This window comes from Streptomyces sp. NPDC002276, assembly GCF_053891435.1.
Genome location: NZ_JBSFCQ010000007.1, coordinates 97,908 through 120,183, shown reverse-complemented (window position 1 = coordinate 120,183; position 22,276 = coordinate 97,908). Strand labels below are relative to the sequence as shown.

The 22,276-nt window shown below is 71.2% G+C and carries 23 protein-coding genes and 1 pseudogene; 17 read left to right on the top strand and 7 right to left on the bottom strand.

Going from position 1 to position 22,276, the window contains the following annotated elements; genetic code table 11:
* The first annotated feature begins 133 nt into the window (after positions 1 to 133).
* Positions 134 to 1,573: a gamma-aminobutyraldehyde dehydrogenase gene (locus tag ACWIHT_RS19585; RefSeq protein WP_200716816.1), complete on the top strand. Its 1,440-nt coding sequence runs from the start codon at positions 134 to 136 to the stop codon at positions 1,571 to 1,573.
* Between the two features lie 75 nt (positions 1,574 to 1,648).
* On the opposite strand, the gene ACWIHT_RS19580 is transcribed toward ACWIHT_RS19585, so the two are convergent.
* Positions 1,649 to 2,236, bottom strand: coding sequence for a hypothetical protein (locus ACWIHT_RS19580; RefSeq protein WP_456169374.1), 588 nt, complete (start codon positions 2,234 to 2,236; stop codon positions 1,649 to 1,651).
* Between the two features lie 134 nt (positions 2,237 to 2,370).
* Between ACWIHT_RS19580 and ACWIHT_RS19575 the strand changes: the two genes are divergently transcribed.
* From ACWIHT_RS19575 to ACWIHT_RS19565, 3 genes are all read left to right on the top strand, one after another.
* Entirely contained in the window at positions 2,371 to 3,027 is a 657-nt protein-coding gene (locus tag ACWIHT_RS19575; RefSeq protein WP_456169373.1) for a response regulator transcription factor, read from the top strand.
* Positions 3,028 to 3,056: 29 nt separating this feature from the next.
* Positions 3,057 to 4,313 carry a sensor histidine kinase gene (locus tag ACWIHT_RS19570; RefSeq protein ID WP_456169372.1) on the top strand — a complete coding sequence of 419 codons (1,257 nt, stop codon included), beginning with the start codon at positions 3,057 to 3,059 and terminating at the stop codon, positions 4,311 to 4,313.
* A 109-nt stretch (positions 4,314 to 4,422) separates the two neighbouring features.
* On the top strand, positions 4,423 to 5,613 hold the full coding sequence (locus ACWIHT_RS19565) for a polyamine ABC transporter substrate-binding protein (RefSeq protein WP_456169371.1): 1,191 nt from the start codon (positions 4,423 to 4,425) through the stop codon (positions 5,611 to 5,613).
* A 49-nt stretch (positions 5,614 to 5,662) separates the two neighbouring features.
* Here ACWIHT_RS19565 and ACWIHT_RS19560 read toward each other — a convergent pair whose 3' ends face one another.
* The gene (locus ACWIHT_RS19560) at positions 5,663 to 6,115 is read right to left on the bottom strand and encodes a MarR family winged helix-turn-helix transcriptional regulator (protein ID WP_456169370.1); all 453 of its coding nucleotides are present in this window, start codon (positions 6,113 to 6,115) and stop codon (positions 5,663 to 5,665) included.
* Positions 6,116 to 6,216: 101 nt separating this feature from the next.
* Between ACWIHT_RS19560 and ACWIHT_RS19555 the strand changes: the two genes are divergently transcribed.
* The 7 genes from ACWIHT_RS19555 to ACWIHT_RS19525 all read left to right on the top strand — a co-directional run bounded on the left by ACWIHT_RS19555 (position 6,217) and on the right by ACWIHT_RS19525 (position 11,771).
* Positions 6,217 to 7,260 carry an ABC transporter permease gene (locus tag ACWIHT_RS19555; protein ID WP_456169369.1) on the top strand — a complete coding sequence of 348 codons (1,044 nt, stop codon included), beginning with the start codon at positions 6,217 to 6,219 and terminating at the stop codon, positions 7,258 to 7,260.
* Positions 7,261 to 7,382: 122 nt separating this feature from the next.
* A complete protein-coding gene (locus tag ACWIHT_RS19550) occupies positions 7,383 to 7,742 on the top strand; it encodes a nuclear transport factor 2 family protein (protein WP_456169367.1) in 360 nt (119 codons plus the stop codon).
* A 171-nt stretch (positions 7,743 to 7,913) separates the two neighbouring features.
* On the top strand, positions 7,914 to 8,291 hold the full coding sequence (locus ACWIHT_RS19545; protein WP_456169366.1) for a sortase-dependent protein: 378 nt from the start codon (positions 7,914 to 7,916) through the stop codon (positions 8,289 to 8,291).
* Positions 8,288 to 8,926 carry a class F sortase gene (locus tag ACWIHT_RS19540; RefSeq protein WP_456169365.1) on the top strand — a complete coding sequence of 213 codons (639 nt, stop codon included), beginning with the start codon at positions 8,288 to 8,290 and terminating at the stop codon, positions 8,924 to 8,926. The genes ACWIHT_RS19545 and ACWIHT_RS19540 overlap by 4 nt, the downstream gene beginning before the upstream one ends.
* A 121-nt stretch (positions 8,927 to 9,047) precedes the next feature.
* On the top strand, positions 9,048 to 9,539 hold the full coding sequence (locus ACWIHT_RS19535) for an RNA polymerase sigma factor (RefSeq protein WP_200716845.1): 492 nt from the start codon (positions 9,048 to 9,050) through the stop codon (positions 9,537 to 9,539).
* Positions 9,523 to 10,008: a hypothetical protein gene (locus tag ACWIHT_RS19530; RefSeq protein WP_456169363.1), complete on the top strand. Its 486-nt coding sequence runs from the start codon at positions 9,523 to 9,525 to the stop codon at positions 10,006 to 10,008. Before ACWIHT_RS19535 ends, ACWIHT_RS19530 begins: the two co-directional genes overlap by 17 nt.
* Positions 10,009 to 10,142: 134 nt before the next feature.
* Positions 10,143 to 11,771, top strand: coding sequence for a carboxylesterase/lipase family protein (locus ACWIHT_RS19525; protein ID WP_456169362.1), 1,629 nt, complete (start codon positions 10,143 to 10,145; stop codon positions 11,769 to 11,771).
* Between the two features lie 6 nt (positions 11,772 to 11,777).
* On the opposite strand, the gene ACWIHT_RS19520 is transcribed toward ACWIHT_RS19525, so the two are convergent.
* Positions 11,778 to 12,545 (bottom strand): IclR family transcriptional regulator, encoded by a 768-nt coding sequence (locus tag ACWIHT_RS19520; protein ID WP_456169650.1) that lies wholly within the window; start codon positions 12,543 to 12,545, stop codon positions 11,778 to 11,780.
* Between ACWIHT_RS19520 and ACWIHT_RS19515 the strand changes: the two genes are divergently transcribed.
* Positions 12,486 to 13,100: a nitroreductase family protein gene (locus ACWIHT_RS19515; RefSeq protein ID WP_456169649.1), complete on the top strand. Its 615-nt coding sequence runs from the start codon at positions 12,486 to 12,488 to the stop codon at positions 13,098 to 13,100. The genes ACWIHT_RS19520 and ACWIHT_RS19515 overlap by 60 nt on opposite strands.
* 60 nt (positions 13,101 to 13,160) lie before the next feature.
* A complete protein-coding gene (locus tag ACWIHT_RS19510; protein WP_456169361.1) occupies positions 13,161 to 13,685 on the top strand; it encodes a hypothetical protein in 525 nt (174 codons plus the stop codon).
* On the opposite strand, the gene ACWIHT_RS19505 is transcribed toward ACWIHT_RS19510, so the two are convergent.
* Positions 13,678 to 14,871, bottom strand: coding sequence for a serine hydrolase domain-containing protein (locus ACWIHT_RS19505; RefSeq protein WP_456169360.1), 1,194 nt, complete (start codon positions 14,869 to 14,871; stop codon positions 13,678 to 13,680). The genes ACWIHT_RS19510 and ACWIHT_RS19505 overlap by 8 nt on opposite strands.
* Before the next feature lie 247 nt (positions 14,872 to 15,118).
* Here ACWIHT_RS19505 and ACWIHT_RS19500 point away from each other — a divergent pair, with 247 nt between their 5' ends.
* Both ACWIHT_RS19500 and ACWIHT_RS19495 read left to right on the top strand, forming a co-directional pair.
* A complete protein-coding gene (locus tag ACWIHT_RS19500; protein ID WP_456169358.1) occupies positions 15,119 to 16,438 on the top strand; it encodes an alginate lyase family protein in 1,320 nt (439 codons plus the stop codon).
* Between the two features lie 43 nt (positions 16,439 to 16,481).
* Positions 16,482 to 18,353: an RNA polymerase sigma factor gene (locus ACWIHT_RS19495; RefSeq protein ID WP_456169648.1), complete on the top strand. Its 1,872-nt coding sequence runs from the start codon at positions 16,482 to 16,484 to the stop codon at positions 18,351 to 18,353.
* Here the strand turns inward: ACWIHT_RS19495 and ACWIHT_RS19490 are convergent.
* Positions 18,335 to 18,540 (bottom strand): annotated as a pseudogene (locus ACWIHT_RS19490) (hypothetical protein). The gene ACWIHT_RS19495 and the pseudogene ACWIHT_RS19490 sit on opposite strands and share 19 nt — an antisense overlap.
* 136 nt (positions 18,541 to 18,676) lie before the next feature.
* Between ACWIHT_RS19490 and ACWIHT_RS19485 the strand changes: the two are divergent.
* Entirely contained in the window at positions 18,677 to 19,045 is a 369-nt protein-coding gene (locus ACWIHT_RS19485) for a hypothetical protein (RefSeq protein ID WP_456169357.1), read from the top strand.
* Here ACWIHT_RS19485 and ACWIHT_RS19480 read toward each other — a convergent pair.
* Together ACWIHT_RS19480 and ACWIHT_RS19475 are read right to left on the bottom strand one after the other, a co-directional pair.
* Positions 19,029 to 19,715, bottom strand: coding sequence for a glycerophosphodiester phosphodiesterase (locus tag ACWIHT_RS19480; protein ID WP_456169356.1), 687 nt, complete (start codon positions 19,713 to 19,715; stop codon positions 19,029 to 19,031). The two genes, ACWIHT_RS19485 and ACWIHT_RS19480, sit on opposite strands and share 17 nt — an antisense overlap.
* A 37-nt stretch (positions 19,716 to 19,752) precedes the next feature.
* On the bottom strand, positions 19,753 to 20,820 hold the full coding sequence (locus ACWIHT_RS19475) for an adenosine deaminase (RefSeq protein ID WP_456169355.1): 1,068 nt from the start codon (positions 20,818 to 20,820) through the stop codon (positions 19,753 to 19,755).
* 209 nt (positions 20,821 to 21,029) lie between these two features.
* On the opposite strand from ACWIHT_RS19475, the gene ACWIHT_RS19470 reads away from it, so the two are divergent.
* Positions 21,030 to 21,836, top strand: coding sequence for a DUF4190 domain-containing protein (locus tag ACWIHT_RS19470; RefSeq protein WP_456169354.1), 807 nt, complete (start codon positions 21,030 to 21,032; stop codon positions 21,834 to 21,836).
* The last annotated feature ends 440 nt before the right edge of the window (positions 21,837 to 22,276 follow it).

Genomic DNA, 22,276 nt, shown 5'->3' with positions numbered 1-22,276 from the left:
GACTTGCGGATTTCGTAGTCTTGATGCGATCAGGGGTGTTGAAAACGTGGGCTGGGCGATTAGGGTGGGTGTCTCAGTGAATGGACACCCCGACCTTGACCCACACCTTGACCCAGACCTTGGAGGGCCGGCAGTGAGTACCGAGCTGCGTCGTCTGCGCAATTACATCGACGGTGAGTTCCGGGACGCCGCCGACGGACGGACCACCGAGGTGGTCAATCCCGCGACGGGCGAGGCGTACGCGACCGCGCCGCTGTCCGGGCCGGCGGACGTGGACGCCGCGATGGCGGCCGCCGCCGCCGCGTTCCCGGCCTGGCGGGACGAGACTCCTGCGGCGCGCCAGCGGGCCCTGCTGAAGATCGCGGACGCGTTCGAGGAGCGGGCCGAGGAACTGATCGCGGCCGAGGTGGAGAACACCGGCAAGCCGATCGGGCTGACCCGCTCCGAGGAAATCCCGCCGATGGTCGACCAGATCCGCTTCTTCGCGGGCGCGGCCCGGATGTTGGAAGGGCGAAGCGCGGGCGAGTACATGGAGGGCATGACCTCCATCATCCGCCGCGAGCCGATCGGCGTCTGCGCGCAGGTCGCGCCATGGAACTACCCGATGATGATGGCGGTGTGGAAGTTCGCCCCGGCGCTGGCCGCCGGTAACACGGTGGTGTTGAAGCCCTCGGACACCACCCCGGCCTCCACCGTCCTGATCGCCGAGATCCTCGGCTCGATCCTCCCCAAGGGCGTCTTCAACGTCGTCACCGGCGACCGCGACACCGGCCGCCTGATGGTCGAGCACCACACCCCGGCGATGGCCTCCATCACCGGCTCCGTGCGCGCCGGCATGTCGGTCGCCGAGTCCGCGTCCAAGGACCTCAAGCGGGTCCACCTGGAGTTGGGCGGCAAGGCGCCGGTCGTGGTCTTCGAGGACACCGACATCGCCAAGGCCGTCGAGGACATCTCGGTCGCGGGCTTCTTCAACGCGGGCCAGGACTGTACGGCCGCGACGCGCGTCCTCGTCCAGGAGGGCATCCACGACGAGTTCGTGGCCGCGCTCGCGAAGGCGGCGGCCGAGACGAAGACGGGCCAGCCGGACGACGAGGACGTGCTCTACGGCCCGCTCAACAACCCGAACCAACTCAAGCAGGTCACCGGCTTCATCGAGCGGCTGCCCGCGCACGCGAAGGTGGAGGCGGGCGGTCAACGAGTCGGTGACGTCGGCTACTTCTACGCCCCGACCGTCGTCTCCGGCCTCAAGCAGGACGACGAGATCATCCAGAACGAGGTCTTCGGACCGGTCATCACCGTCCAGTCGTTCACGGACGAGGCCCAGGCCATCGAGTGGGCCAACGGCGTCGACTACGCACTCGCGTCGTCCGTGTGGACGAAGGACCACGCCCGCGCGATGCGCCTGTCGAAGGCCCTGGACTTCGGCTGCGTGTGGATCAACACCCACATCCCGCTGGTCGCGGAGATGCCGCACGGCGGCTTCAAGAAGTCCGGCTACGGCAAGGACCTTTCGGCCTACGGCTTCGAGGACTACACGCGGATCAAGCACGTGATGACGTCGCTGGGCGAGTAGTTGTCACGAGCGCAAGTGCGCGGCCCCGGACGGGAGTTGACCCGTCCGGGGCCGCGCTGTTCCCCCTCCGGATGGTCAGGAGTTCTCGAAGGCGCGGGTGAGGGAGGGCAGTTCGGAGGTGGCCTTGCCTGGCTTGCCCGGGTTGTCGGGGGCCGGCAGCGGTAGGTCGACCGGGTTCGGGAAGGTGATGCCGGCCTTCTTCAGGATCGGGCCGCACACCTTGACGGCGTTCTTGTAGCCGGCCGTCGTCGGGTCGAAGTCCCCGCCGGTCATCCGTACTTGAAGCTGGACGCGCCCGTTCGAGTCCTTGGACGCGTGGAGGTGGGGGAACGCCGACTGCCGCTGCGCGCGCATGCAGGTGGCGAAGTCGCCGTTCGCGGTGTTGAGATCGGCGGGCGCGTTCGCGGTCGGGTGGTAGGCGACCGCGAACGCGGCGGCCTTGGGGGGCTCGAAGTGTTTCGCGGTGCCCGTCCCCGTCCCCTTCCCCTTGCCCTTGCCCTTCTCCTGTACGACGGTCGTCCCGGACTCGACCGTACGGGGGGACTTGGCGGTCGCGGTGTCGGACGCCTGGGCCGCCGACGTGGTGACCGTGCCGAGCGCGGCGGCCGACAGTACGGCGATCCCGAGGGCGAGCCGCTGCGACCTGGTCGCCAGAGCGCGCATGGTTTCCTCCTGCTGATGTGACGTGCTGCGTGCGGGTGTCGCTGGACGTGGCCCACACAACCGCCCCGGCGGTTACACCACGGGAACGGCCGCCCTTACTCCCGTGTAACCGCCCGCCCGCCACACTGACGGCCATGCGTGTGCTGGTGGTCGAGGACCACGAAGAACTCGCCGAGACCGTGGCGGCGGGCCTGCGGCGCGAGGGCATGGCGGTCGACCTCGCCTTCGACGGTCCTACGGCCCTGGAGCGCGCGGAGATCAACGGCTACGACGTCGTCGTGCTCGACCGCGATCTCCCCGGCGTCCACGGCGACCAGGTGTGCCGGACGCTCGCGGCGGGAAACAGCCGGGCGCGGGTGCTGATGCTCACCGCGTCCGGGACGGTCGCCGACCGGGTCGCGGGGCTCGGACTCGGCGCCGACGACTATCTGCCCAAGCCGTTCGCGTTCACCGAACTCGTCGCCCGCATAAGGGCGTTGGCCCGCCGTGCGCAGCCCGCGCTGCCGCCGGTCCTGGTGCGCGGCGAACTACGGCTCGACCCGGCCCGCCGGGAAGCCACCCGGGACGGCTGCCAACTGCCGCTCAGTCCCAAGGAGTTCGCCGTGCTCGAACTCCTGCTCGGCGCGCAGGGGACGGTCGTGTCCACCGAGGAACTCCTGGAGCGGGCATGGGACGAAGCCGCCGATCCCTTCAGCCAGACCGTCAAGGTCACCGTCAGCAGACTCCGCCGGAAGCTGGGGGAGCCGCCGTTGGTCGAGACGGTGGACCGGGCCGGGTACCGCATCCGATGAGGGCGCGGGCGGCTCTACGGAGGGTGCGGGTGCGCGGCCCGCGTACTGTCCGGTGGCGGCTGACCCTGCTCTACAGCTCGCTGTTCGTGGTGGCCGCGGCGCTGCTGCTGGCCTTCACCTATCTCCTCTACGCGCACAACGAGGCCGGGCAGGCCGCCCCTTCCTCCGAGGGGCCGCGGCTGGTGAGCGGCGTGTCCGGCCCCGGAGCCGCGACGACGGTCACCGCCGTCGTCGCCGCCGTCCGCGCGGACCAGCGGCACCAACTGCTCGTCGAGGCCTGTGTCGCGCTCGCGGTGATGGCGCTTGCCTCGCTCGCGCTGGGCTGGCTGATGGCCGGCCGGGTGCTGTCTCCGCTGCGCGCGATGACTGCCTCGGCGCGCCGGATCTCCGCCGACAACCTGCACGAACGGCTCGCGGTGTCCGGTCCCGACGACGAGTTGAAGGCGGTGGCGGACACCTTCGACGCCGTACTGGCAAGGCTGGAGGGCGCGTTCGAGGCGCAGAAGCAGTTCGTCGCCAACGCCTCGCACGAACTGCGCACCCCGCTCACGCTCCAGCAGGCGATCGTGGACGTCACCCTCGCCGACCCGGACGCCTCGGCGCAGGTGCTGCGGGCCGCGCTGGCCCGGGTAAGGGCGGCCGGGCAGGAGCAGGAACGGCTGATCGACGCGCTGTTGACCCTCGCGCGCAGTCAACGCGGGCTTGAGACAAGGGAGTTCGTGGACCTCGCGACGGTCGTGGGGGAGCGGCTGCGGGGCGTGGAACTGCCGGTGCGCGCCCGGCTCGAATCCGCTCCCGTCCTCGGTGATCCACAGCTCGTCGAGCGGCTGGTCGTCAACCTGACGGACAACGCCGTACGGCACAACCTTCCGGCGGGGGAGGGGAGTTGGGTGAGTGTGTGGACCGGGCTCGATGCGCGGGGGCGGCCCGGGCTGCGGATCGAGAACAGCGGGCCGGTGATTCCGGCCGACCAGGCCGCCGGACTGTTCCAGCCGTTCCGGCGGCTCGGCGCGGAGCGGATCGGCAAGCGGGAGGGCACGCGGGACGGCAGATGGGAAGGCCTCGGCCTCGGGATGTCCATCGTGGCGGCGGTCGTCGCCGCGCACGGCGGACGGGTGCGGGCGCGGACCCGTCCGCAGGGAGGCCTCGTGGTGGAGGTGACCCTGCCGCCGTATGCCCCGCCGTACGTCCCGTCATACGCCCCGGCCGAGCACCGGAGCCCGGCCGCCACCCCTGCTCCCGCCCCCGCGACGGCCGGGATCTCGCACCCCGCGCCTCCCGTGTGAACTGGCGGTTACTTCACAGACAACCGATCGACAAGGTGTCGGGTCCGCGGGTAGGCGCTGGACGCAGCGTCCATTGATCGGACACGGGTCGGCGGGTCATGCTGCGCGGGTGCCCAAGACTCCGAAGTCGTACTCGCCCTCCCGCCGCTCCCTGCTGCGCGCGGTCGGCTCCGCCGCTGCGCTCGGCGGCCTCGCCGGGTGCGGTGTGCCCGCCGCCTATGTGAAGGCGGGAGACCGTGCCGGTGCCGATCTGTCCACCAAGGACAAGCGGCTGACCTGGGCGAACTGGCCGCTGTACATCGACACCGATGACGACGACGCGACCAAGCGGCCCACCCTCGACGCCTTCGAGAAGCGCACCGGGATCTCCGTCGACTACATCGAGGAGATCAACGACAACGACGAGTTCTTCGGCAAGATCAGCCCGGCCCTCATGAACCACCAGCAGACCGGCCGCGACCTGATCGTCATGAGCGACTGGATGTGCGCGCGGTTCGTCCGCCTCGGCTGGGTCCAGCGGATGGACCGGGCCGCGCAGCCCAACGTGGCGAAGTACCTCGACCCGCAGCTCAGCTCGCCCGCCTTCGACCCGGGCCGCCGCTACACGGTGCCGTGGCAGTCGGGCATCACGGGCATCGCGTACAACCACCGCAAGCTCGGCCGCGAGATCCGGCACGTCTCCGACCTGTGGGCGAGCGACCTCAAGGGCCGGGTCACCCTGCTCTCCGGGCTCGACGAGGCGTTCGCGCTGCTGATGCAGGGCAACGGCGTCGACATCACGAAGTGGACCGCCGCGGACTTCCACAAGGTGTGCGACCAGGTCCAGACCCAGATCAGCAGGAACCAGATCCGCCGCTTCACCGGCAACGACTACACCAAGGACCTGGTCAGCGGTGACGTCCTGGCCTGTCAGGCGTACTCAGGCGACGTCATCCAGCTCCAGGCCGACAACCCCGACATCCGCTTCGTCGTCCCCGAGGAGGGCGCCGAGCTCTGGGCGGACTCCCTGATGATCCCCGACCTGGCCCGGCACAAGACCAACGCCGAGAAACTGATCGACTACTACTACGAGCCCGAGGTCGCCGCCGAACTCGCCGCCTGGGTCAACTACGTCTGCCCCGTCCCCGCCGCCCAGGACGTCCTCGCGGCCTCAAAGGACAAGGACACCGCGGCCCTCGCCGAAAACCCCCTGATCTTCCCGGACACGACCATGCGCAAGCACCTCGCCATCGCCCGCGACATCACGTCGACGGAACGGGTGGAGTTCGCGAAGGAGTGGAACAAGATCGTGGGGTTGTAGTCGTGCGGGGGGTCCCGCACTGGCCGGTCCGTGAAATCGCGTGCCCGCGCTACTCCTCCCCACCCCCCTCCAGCGCCGACGGATTCAGCGAAGCGAGCAGCTTCAGCAGCAGCGTGTGTGCCTGTTCCTGTTCCGCCGGTGTCAGGGCCTGGAGCGCCTCCGCGTGGGCCGTGTCCACCGTTTCGGCGGCCTGGGCCGCGAGTCGGACGCCCGCCTCCGTGGCGTGCAGCCGCTGAGTGCGCCGGTCGCCCGGCGTGGTCCGGCGTTCCAGCATCCCCCGCTCCACCAGCCCGTTGACCGCGGTGCCCATGGACTGCGGGGTGATCGCCGCGCGCCGTGCCGCGGTCGCGCTGGAGACCCCCGGATCGAGCACGGCCTGCATCAGGGCCCGGTGCTGGGCGAGGGTCAGCCGGAGCGGGCGCAGGGCGCGCTCCATCCGGGCCGCCATGATCTGGCCGATCTGCCAGGTGACGTAGCCGGTGCGGCGGTCGGGATGTTGCACGGAGCGGGACCTCTTCCGGGGATTCACGGGAACATTTTTGTAAGGCAGCTGATTGTGATGTACAAATAATATCAGTTGCCTTCTAATCTAGGACCGTACCGATGTCCCAGCAAGTCGCCGTCCGACAAGCTCACAAGCACGCCCTGGACGTGGCCCACCCGCCCCCGGGCCCCGGAAACACGCGCGCCGTCCTGCTCCCCGTCGCGGTCGTGCTGCTGATCGGCACCGTGTTCGTCAGCGTCTACCTCGCCGCCTTCCACGCCCCGAGCCCCCACCAACTCCGCGTCGGCACAACGGAGATAGGCACCGCGCAGACCCACCTGAGCCAGGACCTGGAGCGCGTCGCCCCGGGCGGCTTCGCCGTCGAGACCTACCCCGATGAGTCCGCCGCCCGGAACGCCGTACAGGACAGGAAGGTCTACGCGGCCTACCTCGGCGACGGCAAACTCCTCTACGGCAGCGCGAACGGCGCCGCCGTCACCGCGACCGTCACCACCGCCTTCGGCTCCGTCGCCCACGCCGAGCACCACGAACTCGCCGTCGAGGACGTGGCCCCGGCGGCGGCAGGGGACACCCGCGGCCTCTCCGTCTTCTACGCGGCCTTCGGCCTGGTCCTCGCGGGCTACCTCTTCGGTATGACCACCTACCAGCTCGCGCCCCGCCTCCAGTACCGCTGGCGGATGGCCAGCCTGGCCCTGTTCGGCATCGTCGGCGGACTCCTGATCGCGACCATCGCCGGAAGCACCGGCTTCGGCGCGCTGCCCGGCTCCTTCCTGCCGCTCGTCACGGTCATCGCGCTGATGGGCGCGGCCGTCGGCGGCACGACCATGGTGTTGCTACGGCTGTGCGGCTCGGCCGGCGTCAGCCTCGCCTCGATCCTCATGCTGATCCTCGGCAACAGCAGCAGCGGCGGCATCATGCCGGCCGCCTATCTGCCCGGCTGGCTGCGCCCGCTCTCCGAGATCCTGCCGGTCGGCGTCGGCGTCCGCGCGATGCAGGGCCTGTCCCGCTTCCAGAACGACGGCCTCACCCGCGCCCTGGTGATCCTCCCGGTGTGGATCCTCGGCGCCGCCCTCGTCCTCTACCTCAAGGACGTGTACCGCCGCGGCACCCCGGCCGCCGAACGGGCCGCCGTGTCCGCGTGAAGAGGTCAACTCCCTTGCCCCGGCGCGGACCAGGGCCGATCGGCGCCGACTAGGCTCGACGCCGTACAAGGGGACCGGGCCGCCGGTGCCGTCACCGGAGTCTCGACTTGAGGGAGCCCGCCATGCCCACAGAATTCGCTGCCAGGGTCTTCGCCCTGGTCGACGGGACCGACGCCGTAGGCTTCAGCCGCCTGTTCGCCTTACAGGGCCGGATGCGCTTCGGGAACGCCGCGCCGATGACCGGACCCGAGGAGATAGCGGCCGGCATCGGCGGCTTCTTCAGCACCATCAAAGGGCTGCGCCACAACGTCGTACGTGAGTGGTACACCGGGGCCGACGCCATCGTCGAGGAGACGGTGGACTACTTCCGGCTGACCGGCGACACCGTCACCGTCCCCGCCGTCACCATGTGGCACGTCGACGAGACCGGCCTCATCGACGACTTCCGCGTCTACGTCGACCTGGCCCCGCTCCACGCCTGAGCCACGCGGGACGGCGCGGCGCGGTGGGTGAACTCCCGTACGCCTCCAGGACTTTGCCCGCTCTTTACAACCCGCTCTCCCGCCGGCTCGTCTCTCCGCTCGATCCGTGACCCGCCCCGCCGGTGCACCACCGGCGGACCCGGCGGGCCGGCCGACGAGAGAGAGCGATTCATGCGCCGAACTGTCCTCAGCGCCATGGCACTCGCGTGCGGCGCCGTACTGGCGAGCACCGTGCCCGCGTTCGCCGACGGGGCGACCGCGTCACCCAGCCGTGCCGCGACCGCCGCACCGACCACGGCGCCGAGCCCGGTCCCCAGCGCCAGCGCCGAACCCACCCGCAGCCCGAGCGCCGCGCCCTCCGCCGAACCGACCGTGGCGCCCAGCCAGGTCGCCACCGTTCCCCGCGGCGCCCCGGACACCGGTGTCGCGCCGGAGTCGAAGTCGTCGTCCGACCTCTCGACCACGCTGGTCGGGGGAGCGGCCGCCGCGGCCGTCGTCGGTGGCGGCGCCTTCGTCGTCGTACGGCGCCGGAGGGCGACCGGGGCATGACCTCGCTCTCCAGGCGCGCCTTCGTCACGGCGTCGGCGGCGGCCCTGCTCACCGGCTGCGGCGGCGGAGACGGGACCGCCCCGGCCACGAACTCCGCCGCGAGACAGGGGAGTTCGGAGCAGGGAAGCCCGACGCCCGCCGCGCCGTCCGCCGCCGCGAAGCCGGTCCACGCCCTCGCCCGGTCCGTCCCGGTCACCCTGCGCGTCCCGGCCATCGGGGTCGACACCCCGGTCATGCGGCTGGGGCTGGCCACGGACGGCACCGTGCAGGTACCGCCGATCACGGCCCACGACCGGGCGGGCTGGTACCGGTACTCGCCGACCCCCGGCCGGACCGGGCCGTCGGTGATCCTCGGGCATGTGACGGTCGGCGCGTACGGTGACGGGGTCTTCCGGCATCTCGCGCGGCTGCGCACGGGGAACCGGATCGATGTCGTCCTGGAGAACGGCACGACGGCCGTGTTCGCGGTCACCGCCGTACGGACGGTCGCCAAGGCCGACTTCCCGTCGGACGAGGTGTACGGGAACGTGGACCGCCCCGAACTGCGCCTCATCACCTGCGGCGGAACCCGTACCGGTACGGGCTACCTCGACAACGTGATCGTCTTCGCGGCCCTGACCTCCGCGAGCCCCTGACCCGGTTCGGATCTCTGACCCGGTCCGGACCCCTGACCCGGTTCGGATCCCGGGCCGCCGGAACCCCCGCCGGCGGTCCGGGGTCTTCCCCGGTGAACCTCACCACCCCCTACGGAGCATGTTGAAACGGTCCCGCGAGACGGCAGCGTCCGAACTGTTCGCCGCCGTCTACCCGCGCCTCGCCGGCTGGTGCCGCCGGCTCGTCGACGACGACGAGACGGCCCACGAGATCGCCTCCGAGGCCTTCACCCGGCTCTGGGCCCGCTGGACGAAGGTCGCGGAACCGCGCGGCTTCCTCTACGTCACCGCCGCCAACCTGGTCCGGGACCACTGGCGCAAACTGGAGCGCGAACGCCGGGCCGTGCGCCGCGCCACCACCGAGGAAGCGATACGACCGCCCACCGAACAGACCGACCCGTCCGTACGACTGCTCGTCCAGTCGCTGCCGGAACGACTGCGCGTCCCGATCCTCCTGCACTACTACGCTGACATGCCGATCCGGGAGGTGTCCGTGCTGACCGGGCGCAAGGAAGGAACCATCAAGGCCGACCTCCACGCGGCCCGCGAACTGCTCCGAGCCCATCTGAGGAGAAGCCTTGACCACACACTTTGACGAGGAGGACGAGGGGCGTGAGCCCGATCTCGCCCTCGACGACCCCCTCACGGTCATCCTGCGGCCCTCCTCCGCCGAGTACCTGGGCCCGCCCCCCGGCCGCTACGAGTCGATCCGCCGCGGCGCGCACCGCCGCCGCCTGCTCCGCGCGGCGGCCGGCGCCGGAGCGACCTGCGCGGTCCTCGTCCTCGCCGCCCTCCCGTTCCGCCTGGCCCACCACGACTCACCCGTGACCCCCACGGTCCCGCTCGCCCCACCCCCCGCGAGCAGCACTCCTACGACTCCGCCCGCCCCGCCCGCCACCCATGCACCCACCCCCAGCGCGGACCCGAACCACACGAGCGCCCCCACCACGGAACCGTCCAGGATCCCCACGGCATCGGCATCGGCATCCGCAGCGGCATCGGCATTGGCCTCACCCGCGACCCGGACCGTCGCCCCTTCGGCCGTACCGACCCGCACGCGGTAACTCCCGCGCCCGCAGGGGCAATTGCAGCCAATCGTGTCGCGCATCTTGCCGACAATATTGCCAAGCGGTTACACAAGTGAGTCATGGGAAGGACGACGACACTCCGCGGCAGAGTCCGCACCATCCTGGCAACCGTGAGCGTGCTCGGCCTCGGGCTTCTGCCCCCGATCGCCGTACACGCGCTCAAGTCCCCTCCCGCACAAGGGAGTTCGCACCGCACATCGCTGGTGGTGTCCACCGTCGCAGGCAAGGTGAAGGGACAGGCGGGGACCGGATACGACGCCTGGCTCGGCATCCCGTACGCCGCCACCCCCACCGCCGCCGACCGCTGGACCGCCCCTCGCCCGGCCGCCTCCTGGACGGGCGTCCGCGACGCCACCCGTTTCAGCGACCGCTGCGCTCAGCCCTCTGGCTGGGACCCCGGCTACGAGAAGGCGATCACCACCGAGGACTGCCTCGGCCTCAACGTCTATGCCCCGCAAGGGAGTAGCGCCGACGCCCCGGTCGTGGTCTGGATCCACGGCGGCGGCTTCTTCGGCGGCGCGGGCCAGGACACCAACCCCCGCAAGTTCGTCCAGCAGACCGGCGCGGTCGTCGTCACCGTCAACTACCGCCTGGGCCCGCTCGGTTACCTCAACCTCCCCGAACTCCGCGCCGAGAACGCCAACGGCGCCGGAAACTACGGCCTGTTGGACCAGCAGGCGGCCCTGCGCTGGGTGCGCTCCAACATCGGGCACTTCGGCGGCGACGCCAGGAACGTCACCATCGCGGGCCAGTCCGCGGGCGGCAGTTCGGTCTGCGACCAGCTCGCCTCACCCACCGCCAAGGGCCTGTTCGCCCGCGCGGTCATCATGAGCGGCAGCTGCGCACTCCAGTCGGCGGCGGCCGGTGAGACGCAGAGCCGGGCCTTCGTCCAGGAGATCGGCTGCGCCACCGCCTCGGACGTCCTCGCCTGTCTGCGCGCCAAGCCCACCTCCGCGATCGTCGCCGCCCAGCTCAAGGCCCCGGTCCGCCCGTCCCTCGGCGGCACCGCCTTCCCGACCGACCCGGGAACGGCCGTAACTACCGGCGCCTTCACCAGAGTTCCGGTCATGCTGGGCCAGACCAACAGCGAACGCGGCCTGTTCACCTTCCAGAACTACGACTACCTCGGCACACCGATGACCGCCGACCAGTACACCCAGTCGGTGAAGTCGACGTACGGCACGAACGCGGACAAGGTCCTCGCCGAATACCCGCTGACCGCCTACCCGACTCCGGGCCAGGCCTGGACCGTCGTCCAGAACGGCTCGACCTCCTACGACCGCCAACAGCTGATGGCACGGCTGTCGCGCTGGGTGCCGACGTACGCCTACGAGTTCGCCGAGAGCGACACCCCGCACTTCACCTCGATCTTCCGCCTCCAGCAACAGAGCGCCACGGCCCGCGACTTCCCCTTCGGCGGCGCCATCCACGTCGACGACCTCGGCTACCTCTGGGACTACCTCGGCCAGACGCTGCCGTACGACGACGACCAGTTGGAGCTGTCCCACCAGATGATCACCTTCTGGGACCACTTCACCGCGACGGGCGACCCGAACGGCTCCGGCACCCCGAACTGGCCGAAGTACCGTACGGAGACAGGGGAGTTGATGTCCCTGAAGGCCTGCGACACGGCCCCGTCGAGCAACGCACCCCCGGCTGCCTGCTCCAAGGCCACGCGAGGCTTCGCCGAGGAACACGACCTGGACTTCTGGGGGAGACTCGGGACAGCGAGTGGTTGACGGGAGTTACGGTCGCCCCGCGCGCGGCGGCTCGTCGAGTGCCCGGCCCACCGCGACGGCGGCCTCCCGTACGGCGGCGCCCAGCCGGTCGTAGGGCGTGCTGGTGACCGCCGTGACCGAGACGGCGGCGACGGTGATGCCGGCCCTCAACACCGGTGCGGCCAGCGACAGTTCGCCGAGCCGGTACTCCTCGTGCGCGGTGGCCAATCCCGTCGCGCGGATGCGGGCGAGCTGGGCGCCGAGGGGGCCCGGTGCGGTCAGTGTGTGCGGGGTGTGGCGTTCGACGGTGGCGGGCGGGCCGTGGCCGTGGGCCAGCAGGACCTTGCCGGCCGCCGTCGCGTACAGCGGCAGCCGCTCGCCGCTGACCAGGCACAGCGCCGTACCGTCCGCCGGTACGGCGACATCGGCGTGCCCGCCGGTGCGCGCGGACAGCGCGCGGAGCGCGGGCAGCGCCGCGTCCAGCAGCCCACGCGGGCAGGGCGCCGCCGCGCCAAGCGCCCGGATGCGGGTGCCCAGGCGGTAGGAACCGTCGGCCGCGCGCTCAAGGCGGCCCCAGGCCACCAGTTCCCGCACCATCCGCAGCGCGGTGGGCACCGGGAGTCCCGTCCGCCGTGCGATGTCCGTCAGCCGCAGGGTGTCCGGTCCGCCCACGAAGGCGTCCAGCACCGAGAAGACCCGCCCGGCCACACTCTCGACCTCTCTTCCGACGAACTCCTGTCCACCACCCGGGCCGTCCGCCACCGCCTGGACCTCACCCGTCCCGTACCCCGTCAACTCCTCGAAGAATGCGTGGACTTGGCGGTCCAGGCGCCCACCGGACGCAACCGCCAGCGCCGGCACTTCGTCATCGTCACCGACCCGGAGCGACGAGCCGCCCTCGCCGAGCTGTGGCGGGCCGGGGTGAGCACGCCGGGCGTCTCCGCCCCCGTCTCGCAGCGCGACATCCGCCGGGCCGACATCGCCCACATGGACCGCGTCTACTCCGGCGCCGCGCACCTCTACGAGCACCTCCACGAGGTCCCGGCACTCGTCGTCCCTTGCGTGGAGGGCCGTACCGACGACGCCCCCGTACTTCAGCAGGCGGGCACCTGGGGATCCGTCCTCCCGGCGGCCTGGGGCTTCATGCTCGCCGCCCGCGCCCGTGGTCTCGGCACCTGCTGGACCACGGGCAACCTCGTCCACGAGGAGGAGACAGCCCGTCTGCTCGGCATCCCTTACACCTACGTGATGCAGACGGCCCTGATCCCTGTCGCGTACACCCTCGGCACGGACTTCCGCCCGGCCCGCAGGATCCCTCGCGAGGAGGTGCTGCACTGGGACGCGTGGTGACGGACGAGAGAGCCCGCCGATTGTTTTGAACACGTTCAATTATCGGCGTAGGCTGCCGCCATGAACGACAGAGCCGCCCTCCTGAAGGGCATCCGCGCCTGGCTTGCCCTGTTCGTCGTCTGTCTGGTGCTCAGCGGCGCCACCGCCTTCCCGCTGGTCCACGAACTCCGCTGGACCGAGGACGTGTTGACGTCCCTGTCCGTACCGCACTACCTGCCCGCGCTCGCGGACTGGATCGAGCGCGTACGCCAGGGACTCGACACCGCCGACACCGACTACCCCTTTCTCCTCTACGGCACGGACTGGCTGGCCTTCGCCCACCTCGTCATCGCGGTCGCCTTCTACGGCCCCTACCGCGACCCGGTCCGCAACATCTGGGTCGTCGAGTTCGGGATGATCGCCTGCGCCGGAATCATCCCGCTCGCCCTGATCTGCGGACCGATCCGCAGAATTCCCCTCTGGTGGACGGTGATCGACATGTCCTTCGGAGTCATCGGGATCGTCCCGCTGTACGTCGTACGCAAGAAGATCAAGCGGCTGGAAGCGGCACTCGCGCCAACTCCCGTGCCAGGGCTGGCTACTTGAGGGCGGCCAGCGCGATCCGCATCGCGACCGCGTTCATCGACTCGCCCTTGGCGTCCGTCGAGTTGACCGAGTAGACAAGGGTGCGGGACAGGTCGCGGGTGGCGAGGACCACCGCGCTGTAGCCGTACCGGGCACCGGACTTGAGCCAGTACACCTTCCCGCCGTACTCGAACCGCTGGAGCCCGGCGCTGTAACTGGCGCCCTCGACACCGGCCGGCACCGTGAACATCTCCTTCAGCTGCGGCCCCGGCACGATCCGCCCCCGGAACAGTGCCGTGATCAGCCGCTCCAGATCGGCGGTCGTCGAGATCATGTCGCCGGCCGCCCACCGGTCCGCCTGGTTCCAGTCGGTGACGTCGACGAACTCCGTTGTTCCGTCGGCCTGTTGGACCACCTGGTAGCCGTGGTTGTGCGGGCCCCGGATGCGCGGGTCGGTGCCCGGGAAGTACGTGTCCCGCATGCCCGCCGGGCGCAGCACCAGCCGGGTTGCCTCCGAGGCGTACGAGTGTCCCGTCACCTTCTCGACCAGCAGCCCGAGAATCGTGTAGTTGATGTTGAGGTAGTCCTGCCGCGTGCCCGGCCGGAACTCGGGCCCCTTCGCCACCGCCGACGCGACGACCTGCCGGGGCGTGAGTGTGTCGAAGCGGTGCGCGTACTGGTCCTCGAAGGCGTCCCCGAAGCCGTCACCAGCCTGGATACCGCTGGTGTGGTTCAGCAACTGCCGTACGGATATGGGCTCGAAGGCCGTCGTGAGCAGCCCCGGCAGATAGCGCTGGACCGGTGTGTCCAGGTCGATCCTCCCCGCCGCCACCAGCCGCAGCACGGTCGCCGCCGTCACGACCTTCGTCGTCGAACCGGCCCGGAAACGGGCGTCGGGATCGGCGGCGGCCCCGCTCTCCAGATCGTGCACCCCGGCACTCCCGCGCCAGCTCCCGTCCGACCCTCCCACCCGCACGAGAGCCGCCGTGGCATCCGCGTCCGGCAGCCCGGCGAGCGCGGCCCGCAGCGCCTCGGCATCCGGACCGGCCGTCCCCCGTAAGGCAGTTGAGGCGGACGAGGAAACGGCGGACGAGGAAACGGCGGACGAGGAAACGGCGAACGCGGGTGCGGCCAACGGCCCGGCCGCGAGGGCGAGGGTGAGGACGAGGGAGGCGGTGAGGACGGTGGTGCAACGGCGGGCGCGCATCGGCTGCTCCTGGATTCTCCGGCGGGTGTCGGTGATCAGCCTCGTCCGGTACGCCCGTCCCCGGATCGTCGGCGAGGAGGGCGCCCACCCCTGGTGTCACCCGGACCAACTCCCTTACCGCACAAGGGGGTTTACGGGGGTTGCCCCCTACGGGATCCAACTCGGCGCCGCAAAAACTGTTATCGCCGAAGCCTTCACCCCGTCTCCCTCTGCGTCCTCCGTTTCCTCACGCACCGGAGCCACCCACATGGCAACGAACGCACCCGAGCCGACCGGCGCCCCCCGGCCGACCGGCGCCCGCAAGCCGGCCAACAAGCACCGCCTCACCCGCCGGGGCCTGTTCACGCTCGGTGGCGGAGTCGCGGCGGCGGGAGTCGTCGGTGGCGGGATCGCCGCGTTCTCGGGTGGCGGGGCCGACGCCGCGCAGCCGGGCGCGGCCGTCGGCACCGCGACCGCCCGCCCGCAGGCCCTGACGCACCCGGGCATGCTGCACAACGCCGGTGACCTGCACCGCGCCAAGGTCCGCGTCGCCGCCCGCAAGGACCCCTGGCTGAAGGGCTGGACGCGGCTCACCGACAACAGGCACTCCGCGAGCACCTGGCAGCCCCGCCCGCAGGCCGTCGTCGTACGCGGCGGCACCGGCCAGAACTACGTCACCCTCTACAACGACATCCACGCCGCCTACCAGAACGCCCTGCGCTGGCGGATCGGCGGCACCAAGGCCAACGGTGACACGGCCGTCGCGATCCTCAACGCCTGGTCGGCCACGCTCACTTCGGTCAACGGCAACGCCGACCGCTTCCTGGCCTCCGGCATCTACGGCTACCAGTTCGCCAACGCCGCCGAACTCGTCCGCGACCACCCGGACTTCGAGTTCACCCGCTTCAAGAAGATGCTGCGCACGGTCTTCCTGCCCATGAACACCGGCTTCCTGACCAACCACAACACCGCCAACATCACCAACTACTGGGCGAATTGGGACCTGTGCAACGTCGCGTCCCTGATGGCGACCGGCATCCTGTGCGACAACCGCGCCGACTTCCAGCGCGCGGTGACGTACATGAAGTCCGGTGCGGGCAACGGCTCGTTCAAGCACGCCATCCCCTTCGTCTACGGCGGCCAGAACCTCGCCCAGTGGCAGGAGAGCGGCCGCGACCAGGGCCACACCATGATGGGCATGGGCCTGATGGGCGCGATCTGCGAGATGGCCTGGAACCAGGGCGTCGACCTCTACGGCTACCTCGACAACCGGTTCATGAAGGCCGCCGAGTACGTCGCCAAGTACAACCTCGGCGCGGCCGTGCCGTTCACGACGTACGCCTGGCGCAGCGGACAGGGCAACGGCCGGTACATGGAACAGCCTGTGATCTCCGACATAGCCCGGGGCGCCGTTCGCCCGGTTTGGGAGATTCTGCACAACCACTACGCGCGCCGCCGCCGCCTCACCACCCCCTTCATCAGCCTCATGGCTGAGAAGGTGCGTGCGGAGGGCGGTGGCGGCGACTACGGCCCCAACAGCGGCGGTTTCGACCAAATGGGCTTCGGCACGCTGCTGTACAGCAAGTGACGTCGGGGGAGACCGGGTGAGGTCGGGAAGGGCGGAGAACGACGTGGACGGGCGGCAGTGGGGCTCCACCATCGCGGCGGCACAGGCCGGTGACCGGCGGGCGCTGGACGAACTGGTCGCGGGCTGGCTGCCGTTGGTCTACAACGTGGTCGGCCGCGCCCTCAACGGCCACGCCGACGTGGACGACGTGGTCCAGGAGACGATGCTCCGCGCCGTCGACCACCTGGGCTCGCTCCGCGACCCGGACAGCTTCCGGTCCTGGCTGGTCGCGATCGCCATGCGCCAGATCCGGGACCGGGCCCGCCGCCGCAAGTCCCCCGACCAACTCCCGGACGGGCTACCGGGCGACGCCGCCGACTTCGCCGAACTGACCGTCCTCCGGCTCCAGTTGGAGGGCCAGCGGCGCGAGGTCGCGGAGGCGGTCCGCTGGCTCGACGATGAGGACCGTCAACTCCTCTCCCTGTGGTGGCTGGAGGTCGGCGGCGAACTCACCCGCCGCGAACTCGCGTCGGCCGTCGGCATCAGCCGCCAGCACGCGGCGGTCCGCGTCCAGCGCATGAAGGAACGCCTGGAGACCGCCCGCGCCATCGTCCGCGCCCTCGACGGCGCCTGCCCCGAACTCCGCGAGGTCACCGCCCGTTGGGACGGCCGCCAGGACTCGGTCTGGCGCAAGCGCGTGGCCCGCCACCTGCGGGGCTGCGCCTACTGCGGCGACCCCCGCGAGTCCGTCGTACCGGCGGAACGCCTCCTCGTCGGCATCGCTTTGGTCCCCCTCCCACTCGGCTTCACCTTGTCCCTGGCCTTCGGCGCGAAGACGGCGGCGGCTGGGGTGGGGGTGGCGGGGGCGGCGTTCGTGACGGGGGCGGGCGGGGCAAGCGGTGCGGCAGGGGTTGCTGGTGCGGGTGGGACGGCCGGGTCCTTGGGCGCGACGGGTGCGGCGGGTGCGGTGCACGGGTCCGGGGCCGTGGGTTCGGCGGGCTCGGCGGGAGTTTCGGGTGCCGCAGGGGCCGCCGGTTCCGCCGGTGCGCCCGCCGGGTGGTCGGCCAAGTTGCTGGGGGTGTTGACCAAACCGGCCGTCGCCGTGGCAGCCGGTGCCACGATCGTCGCCGGCGGTGTGTACGTCGTCACCCACACCCCGGACGACCCGGCCCCGAAGGCCATCACCCCCGTAGTGACGGCCGGTACCTTCCCGACCCGGTCCGCCACCGCAGCGCCCGCGCGGTCCGCCTCCCCCTCGCCGACTCCCACCCCCTCCTCCTCCCCGTCCCCGTCGAAGACGACCAGCACCCCTTACGGCTCGGTCGTCGACGCCGTGGACCGGGCCCCGAACCCCGACACCCCGCCCGCGGCCCTCCCGCACCGCTCGGCCTCGGGTGTCACCAGCACCGGCGGAGCGCACGCCACCATGAACCACCGCGGGGACAACGTGACGCTCAGCGGCCAGGGTTACGTCCTCGTCCGCTGGCAGGTCTCACCGCAGTACCGCTCCGGCGCGCTGGTCATGCCGAGTTGGACCGCTCTGAAGGGCAAGCTCTTCCACGTGGCCTCGGGCGGCGGCCGTCGTATGGACGACCCGGTGAGCACCACCGACCCCACCGCCACCGGCATGGGCAACAAGACCACCGGCTACGACGTCCTGCCCACCGGCACCCAACAGATGTGGCAGAACGAGTACTTCTACGTCGACGGCAGCGTCACCCTCACCGTCAACGAACGCGGCGCCGACTACGGCCTGAACGTCTTCCCCACCACCTGGGACGCCGTGGAACAGGACATCACCACCGGCCCCACCCAGGGCGCGACCCGCTACGGCCTGACCCGCGACACCGGAAAGGACAACGCCCCGGTACCCCAGTACGTCACCCGAACCACCCCGGCCGACCCGGCGACGGTCGCTCAGGCCTCCCGAGTCTGACCGTCCCGTGCGGAGGCGTCCCGCGCGGAGGCGTCCTGCGCGGCCATGACCTCGTCCCCGTGCTCGAAGGCCCAGGCCCCGAACGCGCCCAAAGCACCACACGGTTCCAGGTGTTGCCGAGCAGGTCGAAGGCGAGCCGGGCCCGGCAGGCGGCGAGAAACACGGGTTCGGGGGTCACGCACCACATGGTGCCCGAGCCGTTTCCTACCGTCGTGCCATGCGAATAGGAATCCTCGGCACAGGCGGAGGCTCTCGCGCGCCGCTGGAGCGGAGCCTGGGGCACCCTCCACCAGGCCGCCGACTTCGGCACCGACGCCGTACTGATGGCACTGCCGTGGCGGGCGGCGATCGAGGCCGCCCGCCAACTCCCGCTCACCGGACGCGTGTTGATCGACTGCACGAACCCGGTCGGCGAAGGCTTCCGCCCGCTCACCGCGGGTACTCCCTCCGCCGCCGCGGGCCCCGAGACCCACGTCGTCAAGGCCTTCAACCTCTGCCACGAGGACGTCTGGCGCCTGACATCCCCGGTGTTCGACGGCCGCCCTCTGGGCGTCCCCCTGAGCGCCGACAACGAACAAGCCCTCATGGTCGTACGGCAGTTGGTACGGGACGTGGGCTGCGAACCCTTCGCGGCGGGGGAGTTGGCGGGCCCGCGCGCCCCAGCCGCCGCCACCCTCACCCCTTCTTCCTGAGCCCGCACAGGACGCCGACGCGGTTGGTGGTGATCGAGTCGACGCCCAGGTCGAGGAGGCGGCGCATCGAGCGGCGGGTGTCGGGAGTCCAGACCGACAGGAGGTAGCCGTCGCGGTGGACCCGGGCGACGAGGTCCCGATCGACCAGTGTGAAGCGGTAGTTGAGCCAGCGCGGCCGTACCGCTTCCAGCACGGCGGGGCGCGGAGGCGCGAGCGAGGTCCAGGTCAGGGCGATCTCCGCGGACGGGTCCGCCGCGCGTACGGCGAGCATCGAGTCGGCGCCCGCGCAGTAGTACGCCCGGTCGGCCGCGCCGTACTCGCGGATCACCTCCACGATCCGGCGCGCGGCGCGCGGGTCGGCCGCGCCGGGCAGGTCGACCATCACCCGGCTGCCCTCGGTCGCGGCCAGCGCCTCCACCAGCGTCGGCACCCCGCCGTCCGTGAGCCCGCGCACCTCGTCCACCGACAGCGACTTGAGCGGCCGGTCCACTTCCCACAGCCGTTGCAGCGTCTCGTCGTGCAGCAGCACGGGCACGCCGTCACGGGTCACTCGTACGTCGAACTCGACTGCGTCCGCGCCCTGTTCGAGCGCGGAACGCAGTGAGTCGGCGGTGTTCTCACGGGCACGGTAGGGGTCGCCGCGATGGCCCACGGCGGTCACGTTCTCCATGGGCCCATTGTGCTGGTTGTCGCGGGAGCGCCGGCCGTCAGGGCGCGAGCCACGCCGAGGTGTAGGCGTCGATCTCGTCGGTGATACGGGCCTTGCCCGCCGCGTCCAGGAAGGAGGCCGCCACGGCGTTCTTCGCGAGGTCGGCGACACCGCGTTCGTCGAGGTCGAGGAGGCGGGCGGCGACCGCGTACTCGTTGTTGAGGTCGGTGCCGAACATCGGCGGGTCGTCGGAGTTGATCGTGACGAGGACCCCCGCCCGGACGAACTCCTTGATGGGGTGCTCGTCGAGCGTGCGGACCGCACGGGTGGCGATGTTGGAGGTCGGGCAGACCTCCAGCGCGATGCCGTGCTCGGCGAGATGGGCGAGCAACTTGGGGTCCTGCGCGGAACTGGTGCCGTGCCCGATGCGCTCGGCGCGCAGGTCGTTGAGCGCGTCCCACACCGTCTCGGGCCCGGTGGTCTCACCGGCGTGCGGCACGGAGTGCAGACCGGCCGCGATGGCCCGGTCGAAGTACGGCTTGAACTGCGGCCGGGGCACCCCGATCTCGGGCCCGCCGAGCCCGAACGACACGAGGCCCTCCGGGCGCAGCCGGTCATCGGTCGCGAGCCGCACGGTCTCCTCGGCCGCCTCCAACCCCGCCTCACCGGGAATGTCGAAGCACCACCGCAGTACGGTCCCGAACTCGGCCTCGGCCGCCTTGCGGGCGTCCTCGATCGCGTCCATGAACGCCCGCTCGTCGATCCCGCGCCGCGTCGACGAGAACGGCGTGATGGTCAACTCGGCGTACCGCACCTGCTGGCGGGCCATGTCCCGGGCGACCTCGTAGGTCAGCAGCCGTACGTCCTCCGGCGTCCGAATGAGGTCGACCACGGACAAGTACACGTCGATGAAGTGCGCGAAGTCCGTGAAGCTGAAGTAGTCGACCAGGGCCTCGGGGTCGGTGGGCACCGTGGAGTCGGAGTGCCGGGCGGCCAGCTCCGAGACGATCCGTGGGGAGGCGGAGCCGACGTGATGGACATGCAGCTCGGCCTTGGGCAGCCCGGCGATGAAGGCATGCAGCTCGCGGGCCTGACCGGCGGCGGGTACGGCGCTGTGGTCGGACAAGGTTCCTCCCCGGAACGGCGCCCCGGGCAGTGCCGTACGGGACGCGGGTGATCGGCTGATCGATGACTCGGGATCATCGTAGGCCGGGGTGGACGGGGACGCGGGTGGGGGCGGAGCCGGGCGGGGAGTCCGCCCGTGTAGCGGAACTGTCGGGGCAACGCTCTAGCATGGTCGGCCTGACGATCGACTGACGGGGACGGGGACGGGACATGGGGGACCAGACACAGCCGGACGGCGGCGCGGGCGCGAACAACGACCCGTGGGCGCCCCCGGAAAGCAGACCATCACTGGAGAAGGGCGCACAGCCGCCCGCCCCCGGGCCGGGGCCTTACCCACCCGCCTCCGGCCAGCAGCCGCACCCGCAGGACCAGCCACCCACTGCTGGGCAGCAGCCTCCGCCGCCGTCCCTGCACTACCAGCCGACCATGACCGCCCTCCCGGCCGACGGCTTCGCCCCGCCTGCCTCCGGCACGCCCGGAACCCCGCCCGCTCCCGGCACACCCGGCTACGGCCAGCCCGGTACACCCCCAGGCCTCCCCAGCTACGGCGCTCCGGGTTACGGCCCGCCCAACGCCCCCGCCGGACCCGGTATGCCGGGCGCCCCGGGAATGCCCGGCGGCTACGGCTACCCCGGCTACCCGCAGGGCTACGGCTGGCCCGGTATGCCGATGGCTCCGCAGAACAACCTGGGCACCGTGGCCCTGGTGCTGGGCATCCTGTCCTGCTGCCTCTTCTGCATCTACGGCATCGTCTCCGTGGTCCTCGGCATCATCGCCATCGTTCTCGGTGTCAAGGGCAAGAAGCGAGCCGACCGGGGCGAGGCCACGAACCGGGGTCAGGCCCAGGCGGGTCTGATCACGGGCATCGTCGGCATCATCCTCGGCCTCGCCGTGATCGCCCTGCTGGGCATCAGCTTCGTGGCCTACCAGCACGAGCAGGACCGCCAGGACTCCGACTCGACCTCGTCCTACAACTCGGCCCCCAGCCTGTCGTCACCGATCCCACCCCAGAACTGACCACAACAGCCGAGCCCCTCCGACACGCCCCCGGCGACTGGCCTCGCCGAAGCCGCCCTCGGCGGTCCACCAGCGCGAGCCCGACCGCAGCCGAAGCGCCTTCCTCGACCGGCCCCCCCGGGTGGCTCGCCCCGCTGAGGCTGCTCTCGCCCCCCCACCAGTGCGAGTGCAACCGCGGCCGGAGTGCCTCCCCCGACGGACCCCCGGGCGGCTCGCCTCACCGAAGCCGCCCCCGGCCCTCAATCAGTGCGAGTCCGACCGCAGCCGAAGCGCCTTCCTCGACCGGCCCCCGGGTAGCTCGCCCCGCTGAGGCTGCTCTCGCCCCTCCACCAGTGCGAGTGCAGCCGCGGCCGGAGTGCCTCCCCCGACGGACCCCCGGGCGGCTCGCCTCACCGAAGCCGCCCCCGGCCCTCAATCAGTGCGAGTCCGACCGCAGCCGA

Coding starts and splice junctions, on each gene's coding strand:
- ACWIHT_RS19580 (WP_456169374.1), bottom strand. CDS start 2,236: ATGCGCGCTCTGGCGACCAGGTCGCAGCGGCTCGCCCTCGGGATCGCC.
- ACWIHT_RS19575 (WP_456169373.1), top strand. CDS start 2,371: ATGCGTGTGCTGGTGGTCGAGGACCACGAAGAACTCGCCGAGACCGTG.
- ACWIHT_RS19555 (WP_456169369.1), top strand. CDS start 6,217: ATGTCCCAGCAAGTCGCCGTCCGACAAGCTCACAAGCACGCCCTGGAC.
- ACWIHT_RS19550 (WP_456169367.1), top strand. CDS start 7,383: ATGCCCACAGAATTCGCTGCCAGGGTCTTCGCCCTGGTCGACGGGACC.
- ACWIHT_RS19545 (WP_456169366.1), top strand. CDS start 7,914: ATGCGCCGAACTGTCCTCAGCGCCATGGCACTCGCGTGCGGCGCCGTA.
- ACWIHT_RS19540 (WP_456169365.1), top strand. CDS start 8,288: ATGACCTCGCTCTCCAGGCGCGCCTTCGTCACGGCGTCGGCGGCGGCC.
- ACWIHT_RS19510 (WP_456169361.1), top strand. CDS start 13,161: ATGAACGACAGAGCCGCCCTCCTGAAGGGCATCCGCGCCTGGCTTGCC.
- ACWIHT_RS19505 (WP_456169360.1), bottom strand. CDS start 14,871: ATGCGCGCCCGCCGTTGCACCACCGTCCTCACCGCCTCCCTCGTCCTC.
- ACWIHT_RS19500 (WP_456169358.1), top strand. CDS start 15,119: ATGGCAACGAACGCACCCGAGCCGACCGGCGCCCCCCGGCCGACCGGC.
- ACWIHT_RS19485 (WP_456169357.1), top strand. CDS start 18,677: ATGGCACTGCCGTGGCGGGCGGCGATCGAGGCCGCCCGCCAACTCCCG.
- ACWIHT_RS19480 (WP_456169356.1), bottom strand. CDS start 19,715: ATGGAGAACGTGACCGCCGTGGGCCATCGCGGCGACCCCTACCGTGCC.
- ACWIHT_RS19470 (WP_456169354.1), top strand. CDS start 21,030: ATGGGGGACCAGACACAGCCGGACGGCGGCGCGGGCGCGAACAACGAC.